16 protein-coding genes and 1 tRNA gene are annotated in these 17,164 nt (G+C 70.9%); 12 read left to right on the top strand and 5 right to left on the bottom strand.

The genetic code is table 11. The annotated features are described in order from the left end of the window. Nucleotides 1–209 precede the first annotated feature (209 nt). A complete protein-coding gene (gene mug / locus SD460_RS07210; protein WP_290050766.1) occupies nucleotides 210–770 on the bottom strand; it encodes a G/U mismatch-specific DNA glycosylase in 561 nt (186 codons plus the stop codon). A gap of 96 nt (nucleotides 771–866) precedes the next feature. Here mug and SD460_RS07215 point away from each other — a divergent pair, with 96 nt between their 5' ends. Next, nucleotides 867–1,043, top strand: coding sequence for a hypothetical protein (locus tag SD460_RS07215; protein ID WP_290050765.1), 177 nt, complete (start codon nucleotides 867–869; stop codon nucleotides 1,041–1,043). On the opposite strand, the gene SD460_RS07220 is transcribed toward SD460_RS07215, so the two are convergent. Continuing rightward, a complete protein-coding gene (locus SD460_RS07220; RefSeq protein ID WP_290050763.1) occupies nucleotides 984–1,628 on the bottom strand; it encodes a VanZ family protein in 645 nt (214 codons plus the stop codon). The two genes, SD460_RS07215 and SD460_RS07220, sit on opposite strands and share 60 nt — an antisense overlap. 224 nt (nucleotides 1,629–1,852) lie before the next feature. Between SD460_RS07220 and SD460_RS07225 the strand changes: the two genes are divergently transcribed. The 4 genes from SD460_RS07225 to SD460_RS07240 all read left to right on the top strand — a co-directional run bounded on the left by SD460_RS07225 (nucleotide 1,853) and on the right by SD460_RS07240 (nucleotide 5,934). After that, nucleotides 1,853–2,932, top strand: coding sequence for a Gfo/Idh/MocA family protein (locus tag SD460_RS07225; RefSeq protein WP_290050762.1), 1,080 nt, complete (start codon nucleotides 1,853–1,855; stop codon nucleotides 2,930–2,932). 51 nt (nucleotides 2,933–2,983) lie between these two features. Next, the gene (locus SD460_RS07230) at nucleotides 2,984–3,763 is read left to right on the top strand and encodes an alpha/beta fold hydrolase (RefSeq protein ID WP_290050761.1); all 780 of its coding nucleotides are present in this window, start codon (nucleotides 2,984–2,986) and stop codon (nucleotides 3,761–3,763) included. Between the two features lie 114 nt (nucleotides 3,764–3,877). Beyond that, nucleotides 3,878–5,569 carry a bifunctional metallophosphatase/5'-nucleotidase gene (locus SD460_RS07235; protein WP_290050759.1) on the top strand — a complete coding sequence of 564 codons (1,692 nt, stop codon included), beginning with the start codon at nucleotides 3,878–3,880 and terminating at the stop codon, nucleotides 5,567–5,569. 38 nt (nucleotides 5,570–5,607) lie between these two features. Continuing rightward, on the top strand, nucleotides 5,608–5,934 hold the full coding sequence (locus SD460_RS07240; protein WP_290050758.1) for an MmcQ/YjbR family DNA-binding protein: 327 nt from the start codon (nucleotides 5,608–5,610) through the stop codon (nucleotides 5,932–5,934). Here SD460_RS07240 and SD460_RS07245 read toward each other — a convergent pair. Beyond that, on the bottom strand, nucleotides 5,927–6,451 hold the full coding sequence (locus SD460_RS07245; RefSeq protein ID WP_290050756.1) for a GNAT family N-acetyltransferase: 525 nt from the start codon (nucleotides 6,449–6,451) through the stop codon (nucleotides 5,927–5,929). The genes SD460_RS07240 and SD460_RS07245 overlap by 8 nt on opposite strands. 61 nt (nucleotides 6,452–6,512) lie before the next feature. Here SD460_RS07245 and SD460_RS07250 point away from each other — a divergent pair, with 61 nt between their 5' ends. The 3 genes from SD460_RS07250 to SD460_RS07260 all read left to right on the top strand — a co-directional run bounded on the left by SD460_RS07250 (nucleotide 6,513) and on the right by SD460_RS07260 (nucleotide 8,819). Further along, nucleotides 6,513–7,163, top strand: a complete 651-nt coding sequence (locus tag SD460_RS07250) for a hypothetical protein (RefSeq protein ID WP_290050754.1) — start codon at nucleotides 6,513–6,515, stop codon at nucleotides 7,161–7,163. Between the two features lie 82 nt (nucleotides 7,164–7,245). Next, nucleotides 7,246–7,596, top strand: coding sequence for a YciI family protein (locus SD460_RS07255; RefSeq protein ID WP_290050753.1), 351 nt, complete (start codon nucleotides 7,246–7,248; stop codon nucleotides 7,594–7,596). After that, nucleotides 7,593–8,819 carry an RNA polymerase sigma factor gene (locus tag SD460_RS07260; RefSeq protein ID WP_290050752.1) on the top strand — a complete coding sequence of 409 codons (1,227 nt, stop codon included), beginning with the start codon at nucleotides 7,593–7,595 and terminating at the stop codon, nucleotides 8,817–8,819. The genes SD460_RS07255 and SD460_RS07260 overlap by 4 nt, the downstream gene beginning before the upstream one ends. Here SD460_RS07260 and SD460_RS07265 read toward each other — a convergent pair. Then, nucleotides 8,811–8,881, bottom strand: a tRNA-Gly gene (locus SD460_RS07265). The two genes, SD460_RS07260 and SD460_RS07265, sit on opposite strands and share 9 nt — an antisense overlap. Before the next feature lie 111 nt (nucleotides 8,882–8,992). Between SD460_RS07265 and SD460_RS07270 the strand changes: the two genes are divergently transcribed. Together SD460_RS07270 and dcd are read left to right on the top strand one after the other, a co-directional pair. Beyond that, the gene (locus tag SD460_RS07270; RefSeq protein WP_290050751.1) at nucleotides 8,993–10,186 is read left to right on the top strand and encodes an oxygenase MpaB family protein; all 1,194 of its coding nucleotides are present in this window, start codon (nucleotides 8,993–8,995) and stop codon (nucleotides 10,184–10,186) included. 85 nt (nucleotides 10,187–10,271) lie between these two features. After that, nucleotides 10,272–10,853: a dCTP deaminase gene (gene dcd / locus SD460_RS07275; protein WP_290050749.1), complete on the top strand. Its 582-nt coding sequence runs from the start codon at nucleotides 10,272–10,274 to the stop codon at nucleotides 10,851–10,853. On the opposite strand, the gene SD460_RS07280 is transcribed toward dcd, so the two are convergent. Beyond that, nucleotides 10,850–12,043, bottom strand: coding sequence for an FAD-dependent oxidoreductase (locus tag SD460_RS07280; RefSeq protein ID WP_290050748.1), 1,194 nt, complete (start codon nucleotides 12,041–12,043; stop codon nucleotides 10,850–10,852). The genes dcd and SD460_RS07280 overlap by 4 nt on opposite strands. Before the next feature lie 73 nt (nucleotides 12,044–12,116). On the opposite strand from SD460_RS07280, the gene SD460_RS07285 reads away from it, so the two are divergent. Together SD460_RS07285 and SD460_RS07290 are read left to right on the top strand one after the other, a co-directional pair. Then, nucleotides 12,117–12,587, top strand: coding sequence for a MarR family transcriptional regulator (locus SD460_RS07285; RefSeq protein WP_290050746.1), 471 nt, complete (start codon nucleotides 12,117–12,119; stop codon nucleotides 12,585–12,587). Between the two features lie 69 nt (nucleotides 12,588–12,656). Next, entirely contained in the window at nucleotides 12,657–17,057 is a 4,401-nt protein-coding gene (locus SD460_RS07290; RefSeq protein WP_318306009.1) for a CLIPPER-2 domain-containing protein, read from the top strand. The last annotated feature ends 107 nt before the right edge of the window (nucleotides 17,058–17,164 follow it).

Genomic DNA, 17,164 nt, shown 5'->3' on the forward strand with positions numbered 1-17,164 from the left:
GATCCCCCCTGCCGGGACCGGCCAAAAGTGACTCCTCCTGCTTGGTACGAGTCGCGATTGCGCAGCTCATGACGCCGAATCCCCCTCATGGCCCAACCGCCCGGTCACAGCAAACTCTCGGTAGAAAACGGTGCGAACGAGGTCGTGCGGCGGGGGCTGGAAGGACCTGATGGGGGTGTCGTTGCTACTGAGGGTGGCCCGCAGGTCGTTCAACGATTTCGACGATCGCGGGATGCGGCCCGCAGCCGTCCGAACTCCTCGCCGAGCCCGGCCGGCGTCCAGTGCGCGTTGAGCCCACTCGGGTTGGGCAGCACCCACACGTGGGTGTCGCCGATCGGCGCCTCCTGGGGGCCCACGCCCGCCTTCGGGAAGCCGAACGCGGTCCGGTACGCCGTGATCCCGACGACGGCGAGCCAGGCCGGCCGGTACTCGAGCACCTTCGCGACGAGGATCTTGCCGCCTTCGCGCAGATCGTCAGCGGTGAGCTCGTCGGCACGGGCGGTCGTCCTCGCGACGACGTTGGTGATGCCGAGGCCGAGGTCGAGCAGCCGCTCCTGCTCCTCGGGCCGGTACCGGCGCGGGGTGAACCCGCCGGCGTGGAGGGCGGGCCAGAAGCGGTTGCCCGGGCGGGCGAAGTGCTGCTTGAGCACGCCGGAGTAGAGGCCGGGGTTGATGCCGCAGAAGAGGACGTCCAGGTCCGGGGCGATGACGTCCGGGATGGTCGTGCCGTGCGCCGCGGCGAGCTGGTCCTTGGTGGGTCGGGTGCTCACTTCTCCAGTTTCCGCGGGCACCGGGGGTAGCGGATCACGCACTGACCTGCGTACCCTGTGTGATCTCCCGCACAGCGTCGTACCGAGGAGGATTTCGTGCAGCTTCCGCTCATCCTCGGGCTCGTCGCGCTCGTGCTGGCCGTCGCGGCGCTCGTCGTCGTCCTCGAGGACCGGCGGGCCGCCAAGCGCGCGGCGCTGCAGCGGAAAGCCCGGTTAGCGCGCCTGGGCGAGGTGGACCCGCTCGCGCCGGGCCGGCTGCACGCCGACCGGTGAACGCTTGCCGCGCAGCAGCGTGAGCAGGAGTGCCCCGAAGACCCAGCCGACGCCGGCGCCGAACGCGTTGTTCATGAGGTCGTCGACGTCGAAGATGCGGTAGACGTGCGGCGCGGTGCCGAAGTTCGCCGTGAGCTGCGTGATCTCGATGAGCAGTGACGCGGCGAAGCCGATCAGCGTCGTGCCGACCAGGCCGCGGCGCCACAGGATCCGGGCGAACACCCCCAGCGGGACGAACAGCAGGACGTTGAGGCACGCCTGCTGGAACGTCTGCGTCGCGAACCACTGCGAAAATGGCTCCCCGTGCTTGATCAGCTCAGTGTGGATGTCGGTGATCCACTGGAACGGGTGCAGCTGCACCGTCTGCGTGAGCCGCCGGGTGCCGGGACCGGGCAGCGGGAGGAAGACGACCGCCAGCGTCATGCACGCGTAGAACAGCACCGCCGCCGTGGTGGCGATGCCGCGCGGGCGCAGGCCGCCGTGCCGGGCGAGCTGGGTGAGCAGCTGCGGCACGAGCACCACGGTCCACAGCGCGAGGAAGCCGATGAAGCCGTACTGCAGGGCCGTGACCTGTGCGTTCGTCATGGCACCGACGTTATGGATCTTGACCCGGGTGCCGCTTCGGTCGATGAGCCGGACGGTCCGGCCGCCCATTGGCCACTTGGCCGACCCCCTCGCGGGCCGATCGGTCGGTGACCGGGACGTGGCCGAAGTCATTCAGGCATAACCGGATGCGTCTTGCGCGGACCGGGGAATGCCTACGACGCTTCGCACGTCGGAGTGTTGTGCGGGCAACGAAAGGAACGCTCATGGCACCGGTCCGGGTCGGCATCGTCGGGCTCAGCGCGAACGGCGGCTGGGCCGCGACCGCGCACGTGCCCGCGCTGGCCGCGGTGGAGGGCTACGAGCTCCGCGCGCTGAGCGGGAGCAGCGCGGAGTCGGCGCGGGTGGCCGGGGAGAAGTACGGCGTGCCGCTGACTTTCGCCGACGCCGGTGAGCTGGCCCGGCACCCGGAAGTCGACCTGGTCGTCGTCGCGGTCAGGGTGTCCGAGCACCGGACGCTCATCGAGCCGGCGCTGGCCGCGGGCAAGCAGGTGCTGAGCGAGTGGCCGCTGGGCGTCAGCCTGGCCGAAACGCGGGCGCTGGCCGAGGCCGCGAAGACCGGGCAGACCGCGGTCGGCCTGCAAGGACGGTCCGCGCCGGCGTTGCGCTACCTGCGTGACCTCATCAAGGACGGCTACGTCGGGCGCGTGCTGTCGACGTCGCTGATCGGCTCGGGCGGCAACTGGGGGCCGAGCGTGCGCGCCGGGCGGAGCTACCAGCTGCACCCCGAGGGCGGCGCCACGATGCTGACCATCCCGTTCGCGCACACCGTCGACGCCGTCGACATGGTGCTCGGCGGGTTCACCGAGCTGTCGGCGACGATGGCGACCGTCCGGCCGCGGGTGCGCGACGAGGTCTCCGGCGACTCGGTCGCGATGACCGTGCCGGACCAGATCGCCGTCACCGGGGTGCTGGCCGGCGGCGCGGTCGCGTCGGTGCACCTGCGCGGCGGGACGTCGCCCGCGACGGACTTCCACTGGGAGGTCAACGGCACCGAGGGCACGCTGGTCGTCGAGGCCGCCGACCCGCTGTTCTGGATCGCGAAGCTGACGCTGCGGGGCAGCCGGACCGGTTCGCTGGAGAAGCTGACCGTGCCCGCGCGCTACGAGCTCCCGCAGCTGGCCGGGCGCAGCGCCGAGCCGTCGTACAACGTCGCGCACGCCTACGCGCGGCACCTGAAGGGCGACCTGCCGGACTTCTCGCACGCCGTGCGCGTGCACCGGGTGCTCGACGCCGTCCAGCGGTCGGCCGACACCGGGACGCGGATTCACCCGGACGCAGAGTAACTGTTACCGGCGGTTGTAGCTTTTCCGCGAACCCCGCCTTACTCTCGGGTAATGGACGACGTCGTCTACGACCGCTCGGGTACCGGCGAGCCGCTGGTGCTGATCCACGGCATCGGCCACCGCCGCCAGGCCTGGGCGCCGGTCGTTCCGCTGCTCACGCCGCATCGCGAGGTCATCGCCGTGGACCTGCCGGGCTTCGGCGAGTCGCCCGAGCCGTCCGGCGGCTACGGCGTCGAACCCGCGCTGGTCATGTTCAAGGAGCTCTTCACCGAGCTGGGCCTCGACCGGCCGCACGTCGCAGGCAACTCGCTCGGCGGGCTGCTGTCGCTGGCGCTCGGCCAGGCCGGGCTCGTCCGCAGCGTCACGGCGTTGTCGCCGGCCGGGCTGTGGAACCGGCGGCAGAAGATGTACGCGATCGCCACGCTCAAAGCGCACCGCGGGCTCGCCCAGCGCACCCCGCCGCACGTCGTGCGCCGCATCGCCGCGACGGCGGCCGGCCGCAAGGCGCTGGTCGGGATGATCGTCGGTAAGCCGGGCCTGCTGACCCCGGACGCCGTCGTCGAGGACGCGCACGCGCTCGCCACCGCGCCCGGCTTCGAGCCGACCGCCGCGCAGTCCCGTGGGGACTTCCGCTTCACCGGCCCGGTCACCGGCGTCCCGGTGACGATCGCGTGGGCCGCGCAGGACCGGATCCTCGCCCGGCCACGCGTCGCCGACCTGCGGAAGGTCGCTCCCGATGGGACGTTCCGGCTGCTGCCCGGCTGCGGGCACGTGCCGATGAACGACGACCCGGCGCTCGTCGCGCGCGTGCTGCTCGATGGAAGCCGTTAGGTGACATTCGCTTTACGTCCGTCTTTTGACCCTGGTAGCTGACTCGTTCGCGAGGCAGAATCCTCCGCCGTGCGCCCGTTGGGGACCTAGGGCGCGAATCGGAGGAAACAACGCATGAGGCTTTCAACCCGGCTCGCGGTGTTCGCCGCGGCCGCGCTGGCGACGACGGCGGTGACCACCGCACCCGCGTCCGCGGGCCAGCGCCCGGACCCCACCACCGACGTCCGGATCATCGGGTTCAACGACCTGCACGGCAACCTCGAGCCGCCGACCGGCTCCAGCGGCCGGGTCGTCCAGTCGGACGGGACCACAGTGGACGCCGGCGGCGCGGCTTACCTGGCCACGCACGTGAAGCAGCTCCGCGCGCAGGTGCGCAACTCGTTCGTCGTGTCCGCCGGGGACAACATCGGCGCGTCGCCGGTGGTCTCGGCGCTGTTCCACGACGAGCCGACCGTCGACTTCCTGAACATGCTGGGCGTCGACGCGTCCGTCGTCGGGAACCACGAGTTCGACGAAGGTTTCAAGGAACTGCAGCGCATGCAGTTCGGCGGCTGCCACCCGACCGACGGGTGCCAGTTCGAGAAGACCTTCAAGGGCGCGAAGTTCCCCTTCATCGGGTCCAATGTGTACTTCACCAACGGCCTGCCCGCGCTGTTGCCGTTCACCGTCAAGTTCGAGGGCGGCGTGCCGGTCGGCGTCATCGGCGCCACGCTGGAGGACCTGCCGTCCGTCGTCACGCCGGAGGCCATCAAGGGCCTGAAGTTCGGCGACGAGGTCGAGGCGATCAACCGCACGGCGAACCTGCTCGACTTCTTCGGCGTCAAGGCCCAGGTCGTGCTGCTGCACCAGGGTGACGGCACCGAGGTCGAGGGCCCGAACGACTGCAAGCTGCGTCCCGGGCCGGCCGCCGCGATCGCGGCCGCGGTGACGCCGAAGGTCGACGCCTTCTTCACCGGGCACAGCCACCAGCAGTACAACTGCTCGATCAACGACCCGGCCGGCCAGCCGCGTCCGGTCATCCAGGGCTCGTCGTTCGGCCGCCTGCTGTCCGTGGTGGACCTGAAGATCAACCTCAAGACGCGGGACGTCGTCCGGTCGCAGACCAAGGCGTTCAACGAGATCGTCACCCGCACGGTGACCCCGGACCCGGCCGTCGCGGCGCTGGTCGCCGACGCCAAGGCGAAGTCCGGCCCGATCGCGAACAAGCAGGTCGGCACCATCACCGCGGACCTGCCGGCGGCGGGCAACGCGGCCGGTGAGTCGCCGCTCGGCGACGTCATCGCCGACGCGCAGCTCGCGGGCACGCAGTCGAACAACGCGGTCATCGCGATCACCAACCCGGGCGGCATCCGCGCCGACCTGACCTACAAGTCGTCCGCGAACAACGAGGGCGACGGCGTGGTGACCTACGGCGAGGCGTTCACCGTGCAGCCGTTCGCGAACATCATGCAGACGATCACGCTGACCGGCGCGAACCTGAAGAACGTGCTGGAACAGCAGTGGCAGGGCACGACCACGCGCATCCTGCAGATCTCGAGCTCGCTGCACTACAGCTACTCGGCGTCCGCGCCGCAGGGCTCGCGGATCTCGGACCTCACGGTGAACGGCACACCGGTCGACCCGGCGGCGACGTTCCGCGTGTCGGTGAACAACTTCCTCGCCGCCGGCGGGGACGGGTTCGCCGAGTTCACCAAGGGCACGAACCTGGCCGGCGGACCGGTGGACCTGGACGCGCTGATCGCGTACCTGGGCGCCCACCCGAACCTGGCCCCGCCCGCGGCGGACCGGATCACGCGGCTGCCGTAGTTCCGTATTTTCCAAGACGCCGGGTCGACAATGGACCCATGACGACCTGGGAAGACGTCGTACGCCTGGCCTCGGGGCTACCCGAGGTCGAGGCGTCGACCTGGTACCGCACGCCCGCGCTGAAGGTGGCGGGCAAGGGGTTCGCGCGGCTGCGCACCGAGGCCGAGGGCGGCCTGGTCGTGCTGTGCGGACTCGACGAGAAGGCCGCGTTGCTGGATTCCGGCGACGCGGCCTTCTTCACGACCCCGCACTACGACGGGCACGGGATGATCATCGTCGACCTCGAGCGGGTCGACGTCGATCAGCTGCGTGAGCTGCTCGAAGAGGCGTGGCGGTTGCGGGCGCCCCAGCGGCTGCTCACTTGAGCTCGCCGCGCAGCATGCTCATCAGGATCATGTCGTGGCGCTTGCCGTCGCCCGCTACGAACGCTTCGCGGTGGCGGCCGTCCTCGGAGAAGCCGACCTTGCGGTAGACGTGCCGCGCGCGTTCGTTTTCGGCGACCACCCAGAGCGTGATCATGTGCAACCGCATGGAGTTGAAGCCGTAGCGGCACATCAGGCGCAGTGCCTCGGTGCCGTAGCCGCCGCCGTTGCGGTACTCGGCGTCGCCGATGTAGATGTCCAGCTCGGCGTTGCCGATCTCGGGCTGGGCGTCGCGGAGGTCGACGATGCCGATCAGCTTGCCGTCGGCCTCGATGCCGAGCACGACGAGCTCGTAGCTGTTGACCGGGCGTTCTTCGGCGTGCTTGCGGATCTGCGCGAGCGACCGCGGGTAGCCGCGGTGCATCCACCGGCCCACTTCCGGGTCCTGCACCCACGCGTGGATCTTCTCGGCGTCTTCGGGTTCGAGTGCGCGCAGCCGGACCAGGTCACCTTCGAGCATGACCCCATCGTGCCGGACCCCGGATCGGCGCGCCGGGTACCCCGATGGTGGGATATGGCGCATGTCGACCGCATGGCCGCTGCGCCAGGACCCGGAAGCGCCGGTGATCATCGCACTGGCTCTGGTCAACGACCCGGACGCGCTGGGTTTCGTCGTACTGGACGACGAGGACGACTTCTTCATCAGCAACGGCACCGAGCTGTCCGATGACGTGGTGGTCAACCGCGAAAGCTTCGGGAAGCTGTCGCTGCGCGAAGCCGTCGAGCTGCTGCCGCAGCTGGCCGCGCTCGCCGACGTGCCGACCGGCATGGCCGCCGACTGGGACCCCGAGCGCCGCACGTGGCTGCTGTCGTCGGTGACCGGTTCCGACGACGAGGACGAGGACATCCGGCTGCTGGCCCAGCGCCGCGCGGCCTGGAAGTTCGAAGGCTCGCCGGACGACGAGGCCCAGATCAGCAGCGGCCTGACCGAGATCCCGACCGGGCCGCAGCAGCCGTTGCGCTCGGTCCGCCAGGTCGTCCGGGAGCAGGACGGCACGTGGCTGTTCGTCGGGTTCGAGGTCCCGGAAGCGGAGGACTTCGAGGTCGAGGGCCTGGAGCTGGAGCACGTCGCGAACCTGTACCCGGACGTCCGCACGGTGCTGAAGGCCGCGCCCGGCCAGGTCTACGACCGCGCCACCCCGGGCGGCGACTGGGAACTCGTCGAGGGCTGAGTGTCCAGGGGACGGCCACGCCGTTCGTCCTTACAGTGAGAGCCGGCGATCGGCGCCGGTCAGGATCCTGTGAGGAGCAGTCATGCCCCAGTACGCCGCGATCATCTACGCCTCCGACGTCGACCCGACCCGGCCCGAGGCCGCGGACATGATGAAGGACTACAACGAGTTCCACGACGGTGCCCAGGCCGTCATCCGCGGCGGCGCGGCGCTGTACCCGACGGCCACCGCGACGACGGTCCGCGTCACCGGCGGCAAGGGCGGCGACATCGTCACGAGCGACGGCCCGTACGCGGAGACGAAGGAAGCCCTGACCGGCTTCTACCTGCTCGAATGCGCCGACCTCGACGAAGCCGTGAAGCGCGCGGCGCAGATCCCGGGCGCCTGGGACGGCGCGATCGAAGTCCGGCCGGTCGTCGACTTCGGCAAGTGACCAGCGCCGGGGACGCGGTCGCGCGGCTGGTCCGGGACGAGGGCACCCGGGTACTGGCCACGCTGGTCCGCGTCACCGGCAGCGTCGACCTGGCCGAAGACGCGGTGCAGGACGCCGTCGTGCGCGCCCTCGAGACGTGGCCGCGCGACGGCGTCCCGGCCAACCCCCGCGGCTGGCTCCTGGTGGCCGCCCGCCGCCGCGCGGTCGACGTCGTCCGCCGCGAAGCGAAGCGCCTCGGGAAGGAGGCCGACGCGATGCCGGCCATCGACCCGCACCCGGACCCGGTCTCGGTCCGCGACGACCTCCTGCGGCTGGTGTTCACGTGCTGCCACCCGGCGCTGTCGCTGGACGCCCAGGTGGCGCTGGCCCTGCGCACCCTCGGCGGGCTGTCGACCGCGGAGGTGGCCCGCGGGCTGCTGGTCCCCGAGGCGACGATGGCGAAGCGGCTGACGCGCGCGAAGCAGAAGATCGCTCAGGCACGGATCCCGTACCGGGTGCCGTCTTCGTCGGAGTTGCCTTCGCGGTTGTCCGGCGTGGCGGCGACGGTGTACTTGATCTTCAACGAGGGCTACACGGGCCGCGAGTCCCTGCAGGCGGAGGCGATCCGGCTGGCGCGCCTGCTGGCGTCGCTGATGCCGGACGAGCCGACGGCGCTGGGTCTGCTGGCCCTGGTGTTGTTGCAGGACGCCCGCCGCCCGGCCAGGTTCGTCGCGGGCGCCCCGGTCCTCCTGGCCGACCAGGACCGCTCGGCGTGGGACTTCGAGCTGATCAAGGAGGGCGTCGAGCTGGTGGGCGCCGGCCTGCGCCGAACCCCGACGACCCCGAACCCGTACGTGGTCCAAGCCGCGATCGCGGCCTGCCACGACCTGTCCCCGTCGTACGCGGACACGAACTGGAACGCGGTGATTTCCTGGTACGACGTGCTGTTGTCGATCCAGGACACAGCCGTGGTCCGCCTCAACCGCGCGGCAGCGGTGGCAGAACGGGATGGGCCGTCGGCGGCTTTGGCTTTGGTTGATGGGTTGCCGGATTTGGCGGATTACCCGTGGTGGCACGCGTCGCGGGCGGAGTTGTTGCACCGCTTGGGTTCGGGGGCCGCTTTCGAGGCGTTGGAGCGGGCGGTGGAAACGGGATTGCCGGACGCGCACGCGGCTCAATTGCGGGCGCGGATGGAAAGCGAAAACCCCGAGCGGAATGCCCGGGGTTTCGGTGAGAGCGGATGACGGGAATCGAACCCGCGTATTCAGCTTGGGAAGCTGATGTTCTACCATTGAACTACATCCGCAGTGCGTCGCCAGCATACACGGCGGCGTGATCCCCTTGTCCAGACCCCTCCCTCCTTGACGTCGGCGCGTCAAGTGACAACACTTGTTGTCGACTTCGGAGGTGTGCGGTCATGGAGGATCCCGAGCTGTTCCGCCAGGGTGGGTTCCGGCTCGCGGCGCGGCTGTTCGTGCGTGGTGACATCCGGGGTGACGAGCGGCAGGTGGCGCGGCTGCGGGAGTTCGCGCAGGTGCAGGACCGGCTCGCGGACGACGTCGTCGCCTGGATGGCGCGGTTGCCGAAGGGGCAGGGGCGGCGGCTGTTCGAAGACTCGCTCACCGACGGCGTCGAGGCGCCCGGGCCGCTCAAGGAGTTCTTCGGGCAGGTGAACGCCAAGCCCTACTGGGTCGACGACGAGCGGCTCGAACGCGGGGCGCGCGCCATCACTCGGGCCGGGTTGCTGGGGCTCTTCCCGCTCGGGGACATGTCGCTGATGGGCGGCTACCTCGCGTCCCGCGCGACGAAAGCGCTGGTCGGGACCGGGGAGATCGAGTACCAGGCCACGCGGCGGCTCGTCGAGACCGCCACCTGGTGGATCGACGTCACCACGCCCGGCTCGCTCAAGCACGGGGAGAAGGGGTACGCCTCCGCGCTGCGGATCCGGCTCGTGCACGCCCACGTCCGCGCCGCCATGAACGGGCGGGACGACTGGGACTACGACGCCTGGGATCGGCCCGTCAACCAGGTGCAGACCGCCGGGACGTTGCTGCTCTTCTCGCTCGTCTACGTCTTCGGTACTCAGCTGCTCGGGCTCCGGTACTCCGCGCGCGAACGCGGCGACATCCTGCACCTCTGGCGGTACATCGGGTGGCTCATGGGCGTCGACGACGAACTGCTGCCCACCTCCGAGGAAGACGCCTGGCGGCTGTTGTGGCTGCTGGCCGCCACCGAGTTCATCCCGGACGACGACTCCAAGCGGCTCGCCAAGGCGCTCGTCGAGGCCAACGCCGCTGTCGGGGAGGGGCGCGGGGCCGTCGGCAAGATTCTGTCGCACGTCTCCGTCGCCGTGCACTCCTCGATCAGCAGGCTCGTGCTCGGGAAGACCAACGCCGACTTCCTCGGGCTGCCCGACGATCCCGTGGCGCAGGCCGCGATCGTCGCGGTGGCCGGGGTCAACTTCGCCGCCGAGACCGTGCGGCGGTTCGTGCCCGGGGCCACCGCCCTGCAGGAACGGCTCGGGCGCGCCGGGCGCCGCGGGTACGTGAAGCGGCTCGAGAAGATCTTCGCGCCCGATACCTCCTACGCGCAGCACATGCGGGTCGCCTGACCAGTCTTTGGGGGGACCGGGTGGCGAAGCCCCCGGCTCGGGGCGGAGCCCCGGATGTCACTGTCCACCGGATAGGCTGCCGGGCGTGCTGCTCAGTGACCGTGACCTCCGCAAAGAGCTCGACGCCGGCCGGCTCGGCATCGACCCCTTCGATGCCGGCATGGTCCAGCCGTCCAGCATCGACGTCCGGCTGGACCGGTTCTTCCGCGTCTTCGACAACAGCAAGTACACCCACATCGACCCGCAGCTGCAGCAGGACGAGCTGACCTCGCTGGTCGAGAAGGAGGGCGACGAGCCTTTCGTGCTGCACCCGGGCGAGTTCGTCCTCGGGTCGACCTACGAGCTCGTCACGCTGGCCGACGACCTGGCCGGCCGCCTCGAGGGCAAGTCCTCGCTCGGGCGACTCGGGCTGCTCACGCACTCGACCGCCGGGTTCATCGACCCCGGCTTCTCCGGGCACATCACGCTCGAGCTGTCCAACGTCGCGAACCTGCCGATCACGCTCTGGCCGGGCATGAAGATCGGCCAGCTCTGCATCTTCCGCCTGTCGAGCGCGGCCGAGCACCCGTACGGCTCCAGTGAAGCCGGGTCCCGCTACCAGGGGCAGCGCGGCCCGACCCCGAGCCGGGCGTACAAGAACTTCCACCGCGTCGACACCTGGCGCTAGGCCTCGATCTTCTCGTTCCAGTCGATGCGGTGGTCCCACATGAAGGCGTTCGGGTCCTCGTCGAACGGCTTCGAGAACGCGCGCTTGATGAAGAAGTCGCGGACGACGCGCCCGACCGGGCCGATCACCTTGTCGTCGCCGTTGCGCTTGCCGGCCGCGACGACCGCTTCGACGCGCTCGCGCCGCAGACCCTCGTAAGTGGCGAGGGCCCGCGAAACGTCCGGCACGTCCCGGAGGCACTTGCCCAGCGTGACGGCGTCTTCGATGGCCATCGACGCGCCCTGGCCCGCCGCCGGTGACGTCGCGTGCGCCGCGTCGCCGATGATCACCATGCGGCCGCGGTGCCAGACCGGGACCGACGGGAAGTCGTACGTCGGCCACGCCGGGTAGACCTCGCGGGTGGCGCTGATGATTTCGGTGGCCGGCGTCCGGTCGCGGGACACGAGGTCCAGCAGTTCCTTCCGCAGCTTCTCGCCGGCGAGTGTGGCCAGTTCGGACGCGGTCGGCTCGGTCTTGCGGGCCGGGTTCGCGAACCACCAGACGCGGCCGTCCGGGCTGACGACGTGGCAGAAGAACACCCGCTTGCCGAACACCATGTTCAGCACCCCGGGCTCGTCCGGCAGCGCCAGGCCTTCGGCGAACCCGCCGGTGTTGAGCAGCGGGACGTACCGCGGCGACGGCGCGTCCGGGTCGATGATCGTGCGCACCCGCGAGCGGAGGCCGTCGGCGCCGATCAGGAGGTCGCCTTCCGCGTGCGAGCCGTCGGAGAAGTCGGCTCTGACCCGCGTGCCCGTCTCGCTCGCGCCGATCAGCCGCTTGCCGTACTCGGCGTGGATGCCGCGCCGCGCGGCTTCGTCGCGCAGGGCGACGTAGAGCTCGGAGCGCAGCACGGTCTGGCTCACGGTGCCGTCCGGGAGCGCGCCGCCCAGCGGGAATTCGGCGAGGCGGGTGCCGTCGCCGAGCCCGATCGACATTCGCGGCGAGTCGAAGCCGGTACGCCGGACGACGTCCTTCAGGCCGAGCGGGAGCAGCGCGTCCAGGCCGTTCACCGCCAGGGTCAGGAACGCGCCGACGCCCTCCGCGCCCCGGTCGTACGCCTCGAACAACACCGGCTCGTGCCCGGCTTCGTGCAGGGCGATGGCCGTGATCGTGCCCGCGATGCCGCCCCCGATGATCAGTGCCCGTGTCATCTCGTTCGTCCCCTCGAATCTCTTAGAAACTAATTCGTTCTGTCGAACTAAAGAGTGCGCTAGGCTGAGGGCCGTGTCAAGCGAGCGTGCGCAACTGGTCGAGGAAGTCCTGCTCAGGTCCCGGGAGCTGTCGACCGAGACGGTCATGTTCCACACGGCGATCTCCGAGACGCGCGGCCTGTCGGCGGTGCAGAGCAAGGTCCTCGACTACCTCGCGCGCTTCGGGCCGCAGACGCCGAAGGAGCTCGCGCGGCTGTCCGGGCTCGCGCCCGCGTCCGTGACGGCGATGATCGACCGCCTGGAGCGCAAGGGCATCGTCGACCGCCGCCCGCACCCCGACGACCGCCGCCGGGTGCTGATCGCGCTGGACGAGCAGGCCATCGCGAGCGGCGTGCACCTGTGGGACCACCTGGTCAAGGGCATGTACGAGCTCTGCGACCGCTACACCGACGACGAACTCCGGACCGTCATCGGCTTCGTCGAGGCGGCGACCGCACTCACCCACGAGTCGACGGTGAAGCTGACCGCGTCCACGGACGGGTGAGAACCGGCGCGTAAACCCCTCGTTCGTGCCAGGCTCCCAAGGTCGTCTCGACCCCGGAGGTGGCGAGGAGTGCCGTTGCCCGAACGACCGCTTCGCCTGGTTGTGGTGCTGGCACTGGTCTTCCTGGCCTCGGCCGTCGTGCCGTCGGCGAGCGCGACCGCGGCCCCGCCGTTCTCCGTGGGCTACGACGCCGTCGTCTACGGCGACTTCCTGTACGCGGGCAACGGCGTCCTGCGCTGCCCGGTCGCCGCCGACCACGCGCCGACGTCCGGCCCGGTCGCCACCCCCGCGGCCTGCGCGAACACCGCGGACCGCAAGGACACCCTGGCCAACGACGACTTCTTCCTGCCGTGGGCCGACGTCGACGCCGACCCGGGCACCTTCGACTCGGCCGGCGCGTCGGTGAGCATCCCGCCGGGTGCGAAGATCGCCTTCGCCCGCCTCAACTGGGCGGGCAGCACGACGTGCCAGGGCGCTGTTCCCCCGCCGGGTACGCCCGCGAAGCAGAACGTCCGGCTTTCCGTCGGCAGCGCGAAGTCCGCCGACGTCGCACCCTCGGGCTACGCCGAAGACGCGGGCCACTACTCGGCCCACGCCGACGTGACCGACCGGTTCGCCACCGCGCCGACCGGGACCGCGCTCGACGTGACGGTCGGGAACGTCTGGGCCGCCCAGGGTTTCGACTGCGTCGGCGGCTGGTCGGTCGCCCTCGTCTACGCCTACCCCGAGCGCAACGCGGACTACGCGCCGAACAAGCGCAAGGTCGTCGTGTACGACGGGCACGTCGACCAGACCGCCGGCGCCCCGGCCACGGAGACGACGATCACCGGCTTCCGCGCGGCGGCCGCCGACGCCCACCTCGGCGTCACCGCGTACGACGGCGACTGGGGTGCTTCCGGCGACCAGTTCCTGGTCGACGGCACCCCGGCCGCCGAGCCCGCGACCGGCGGGACGTCCAACTTCTTCGTCTCGAACGCCGACAACGCCGCCGCCCCGGCCGTGAAGAACAACTTCAGCGTCGACGCGAAGGCGTTCAACGTCGACCGCGTCCCCGCCGGCGCGACCAGCACGAAGCTCGGCTTCGTCACCAGCGGCGACGCCTACTTAGCGCAGAACCTCGCGTTCTCGGTGCCGGTGCCCGAACTCCAGGTCGCCCTGCGCGCGACGCAGCCCAAGGCGCACGTCGGCGAGCCGGTGACGTTCGCCGTCGCCGTGACCAACCCGGGCGGGGTCCCGGCGACCGGCGTGCAGGTGACGGCCGACGCCGTCCCGGCCTGCGCGAAGCCGATCGGCACGCTCGCCCCGGGCCAGACGGTCAGCTACACCTGCACCGGACCCGCCCCGGCCGACGACTTCACGGCCTCGGCGAAGGCGACCGGCACGAGCGCGCTCGGCGACGCCGTGGAAGGCGTCGCCGCCGCCCACGTCGACGTCCTGCACCCGGCGCTCGGCCTCACGAAGACGCCCGACCGGCCCGCCTACCGCGCCGGCGACACCGCGACGTTCACGATCAAGGCCGTGAACACCGGCGACACCGGACTGAGCGGCCTCCAGGTCACCGACCCGAAGACGCCTTCGTGCGCGCAGTCCCCGCCCGGCACGCTCGCGCCCGGCGAGAGCCGCACGTGGGAGTGCACGGCGAAGGCCCCGATCGCCGACGGCGTCGCCACCGCGACCGCCACGGCCACCGACGAGCTCGGCAAGCAGGTCACGGCCGCCGCCGACGCACCCGCGCCGACGATCGCGCCCGCCGTCGAGCTCACCAAGACCGCGAACCCGCCGGTGATCCACGCCGGTGACGCCGTCACCTGGACGGTCACCGTGCACAACACCGGCGACAGCCCGCTGGCCCCGGTCACCGTCACCGACGACACGACGACGTCGTGCTCGCGCACCTTCGCCGGCCTGGCCGCGGGCGCGACGCAGACGTACTCGTGCACGGCGAACCCGTCCCGCACGACGACGTCCCACGCGACCGCCACCGGCACCGACCTGAGCGGCCGCCCGGTGACCGCCACCGCGTCGGCCACCGTCACGGTGATCACCCCGGCGCTGACGCTCACGAAGGACGCCGCCCCCGCCGTCGCCCGCCCCGGCGACCCGGTGACGTTCACGATCACCGTGGCCAACGCCGGCGACTCGCCGCTGACCGAAGCCGCCGTCACCGACGACCGCACCCCGGCCTGCGCCAAGGCGCTCGGCGCGCTGCCGCCGCGGGGCACGCAGACGTACTCGTGCACCGCGCCCGCCCCGGCCGACGACTTCACCAACACGGCCACCGCGACCGCCAAGGACCAGCTCGGCGGCACGGTGAAGGTCACCGACGACGCCGTCGTCGACGTGATCCACCCCGCCGTCTCGCTCGCCGCGAAGGCCGCACCCGCGCAGGTCCGCGAAGGCGACACCGTGACCTGGACGATCACCGCCACCAACACCGGCGACGTGCCGCTCACCGGCGTCGCGGTCGCCGACGACCAGCTCGCCGCGTGCGCGAAGCCGCTCGGCACGCTCCAGCCGCAGGCGACGCGGACGTACTCGTGCACGACCGTCGCGGGCGCCACCGGCTTCACGACCAAGCCGGTGGTGACCGGCACCGATCCGACCGCCCGGCCGGTCACGGCCACCGCCGAAGCGGCGTTCACCGTGCAGCACCCCGCCGTCGCGGTCACCGCGGCCGTCACGGGTGGCCCGTTCCGCGAGGGCGACACCGTGCCGTTCCGGATCACCGTGCGCAACACCGGCGACGTGCCGCTGACCGGCCTCCACGTCACGGACGCGCAGGCCGCGCGGACCACCGGCTGCACCCAGGTGATCGACGGCGCCCTCGAGCCCGGCGGCACCCGCGAGTTCGGCTGCACCGCCACCGCTCCGGCCGACGACGTCACCCGCACCGTGCGGGTCGACGCGACCCCACCGGTAGGCCCGGACGTCACCGCCTCCGCCGTCGCCGCCGTCGACGTCATCCACCCGGCCATCGCGATCACGAGATCCGCCGACCCGAAGGTGGTCCGCCCGGGCGACACCGTGACGTCGACGATCACCGTGACGAACACCGGCGACAGCTTGCTGCGGGAAGTTTCGGTGGCCGACCAGCGGGCCCCGGACTGCACCAAGTCCTGGGGAGCGCTCGAGCCACAAGCGAAGCAGACTTACAGCTGCACCGAGATCGCCGGGGACGCCGACTACGCCGCCACCGCGAAAGTGACCGGTACCGACGCCACGAACCGTCCGGTGACCGACACCGCCGAGGTCCCGGTCAAGGTCATCCACCCCGCGGTCACGATCACGAACGACGCGGCGCCCGCGCAGGTCAGGCAAGGCGACACCGTGACGTTCACCCTCGTCGTCGCGAACACCGGTGACGTGCCACTGACCGACGTGTCCGTTGTGGACAGTCGCACTCCGGCGTGCGCTCAGCCCATCGGCACCCTCCTCCCCGGCGCCACCCAGCGCCACTCCTGCAAGGTAGACGCCGGCACCGACAATTTCGTGAGCTCCGCCACCGCGACCGGCACCGATCCGACGAACCGCCAGGTCAGCGCCACCGACGACGCGGGCTACACCGTGCTGCACCCCGGGCTCGCGATCACCCAGGACGTCCACGGCGGCCCCTTCCGCGCGGGCGACACCGTGACCTCGACGATCACCGTCACCAACACCGGCGACGGACCGCTGACCGCGATCCAGGTCGACGCCGCCTGCGCGAAGACGTTCGACAAACTGGAAGCGGGCGCCACGCAGAAGTTCGACTGCACCACGACCGCCCCGGCCGACGACGTCGTCGCCACCGCGAAGGCCACGGCGAACGCCCCCGTCGGCCCTCCGCTCACGGCCGCGGACACCGACGAGATCGACGTCATCCACCCGGCTCTGAAGCTGACGAAGGACGCGAAGCCCGAGAAGGTGCGCGCCGGGGACGAGGTCACGTTCACCGTCGTCGTGCGCAACACCGGCGACGTCGCGCTGACCGGGGTGTCCGTTGTGGACGATCCGGCGTGCGCGAAGGAGTTCGACACCCTGCCGGCCGGTGCGACGCAGACTTACACCTGCGTTCGAAAAGCGTCGGAGGACGATTTCACCGCCCCCGCGGAAGTGACGGGAACGGATCCGACCGGTCGCGCCGCGCAATCGTCGGCGGAACCGAAAGTCGACGTCGTCCACCCCGAAATCGCGGTGATGAAGGACGCGACGCCGTACGAAGTCCGGGAAGGCGACACCGTCACCTTTTCCGTCTTGGTCAAGAACACCGGTGACGTGCCGCTGACCACCCTGTCCGTCGTCGACGACCACACTCCGTCGTGTGCGCACTCCGCAGCGGAACTGGCCGTGGACGCCGAAATCACCTACACGTGCCAGGCTGTCGCGGGGAAACAGGGCTTCACGGGCAAGGCGACCGCGACCGGCCAGGACCCGACCGGACGACCGGTGTCGGCGTCCGGTGACGCCGCGTTCATCGTGCGCAGCGGCTGAACGGAGTAACGCGGGAGCGTCCGATTGCCGCGGAATTCCTACCCGTCGGCGACGAGTACGACCGAACAAATGTGACCAGTGCGTTCGGAGGGTTCTCGCCGTAATCG

It is taken from the genome of Amycolatopsis solani (genome assembly GCF_033441515.1).
GTDB classification, from domain to species: Bacteria; Actinomycetota; Actinomycetes; order Mycobacteriales; family Pseudonocardiaceae; genus Amycolatopsis; species Amycolatopsis solani.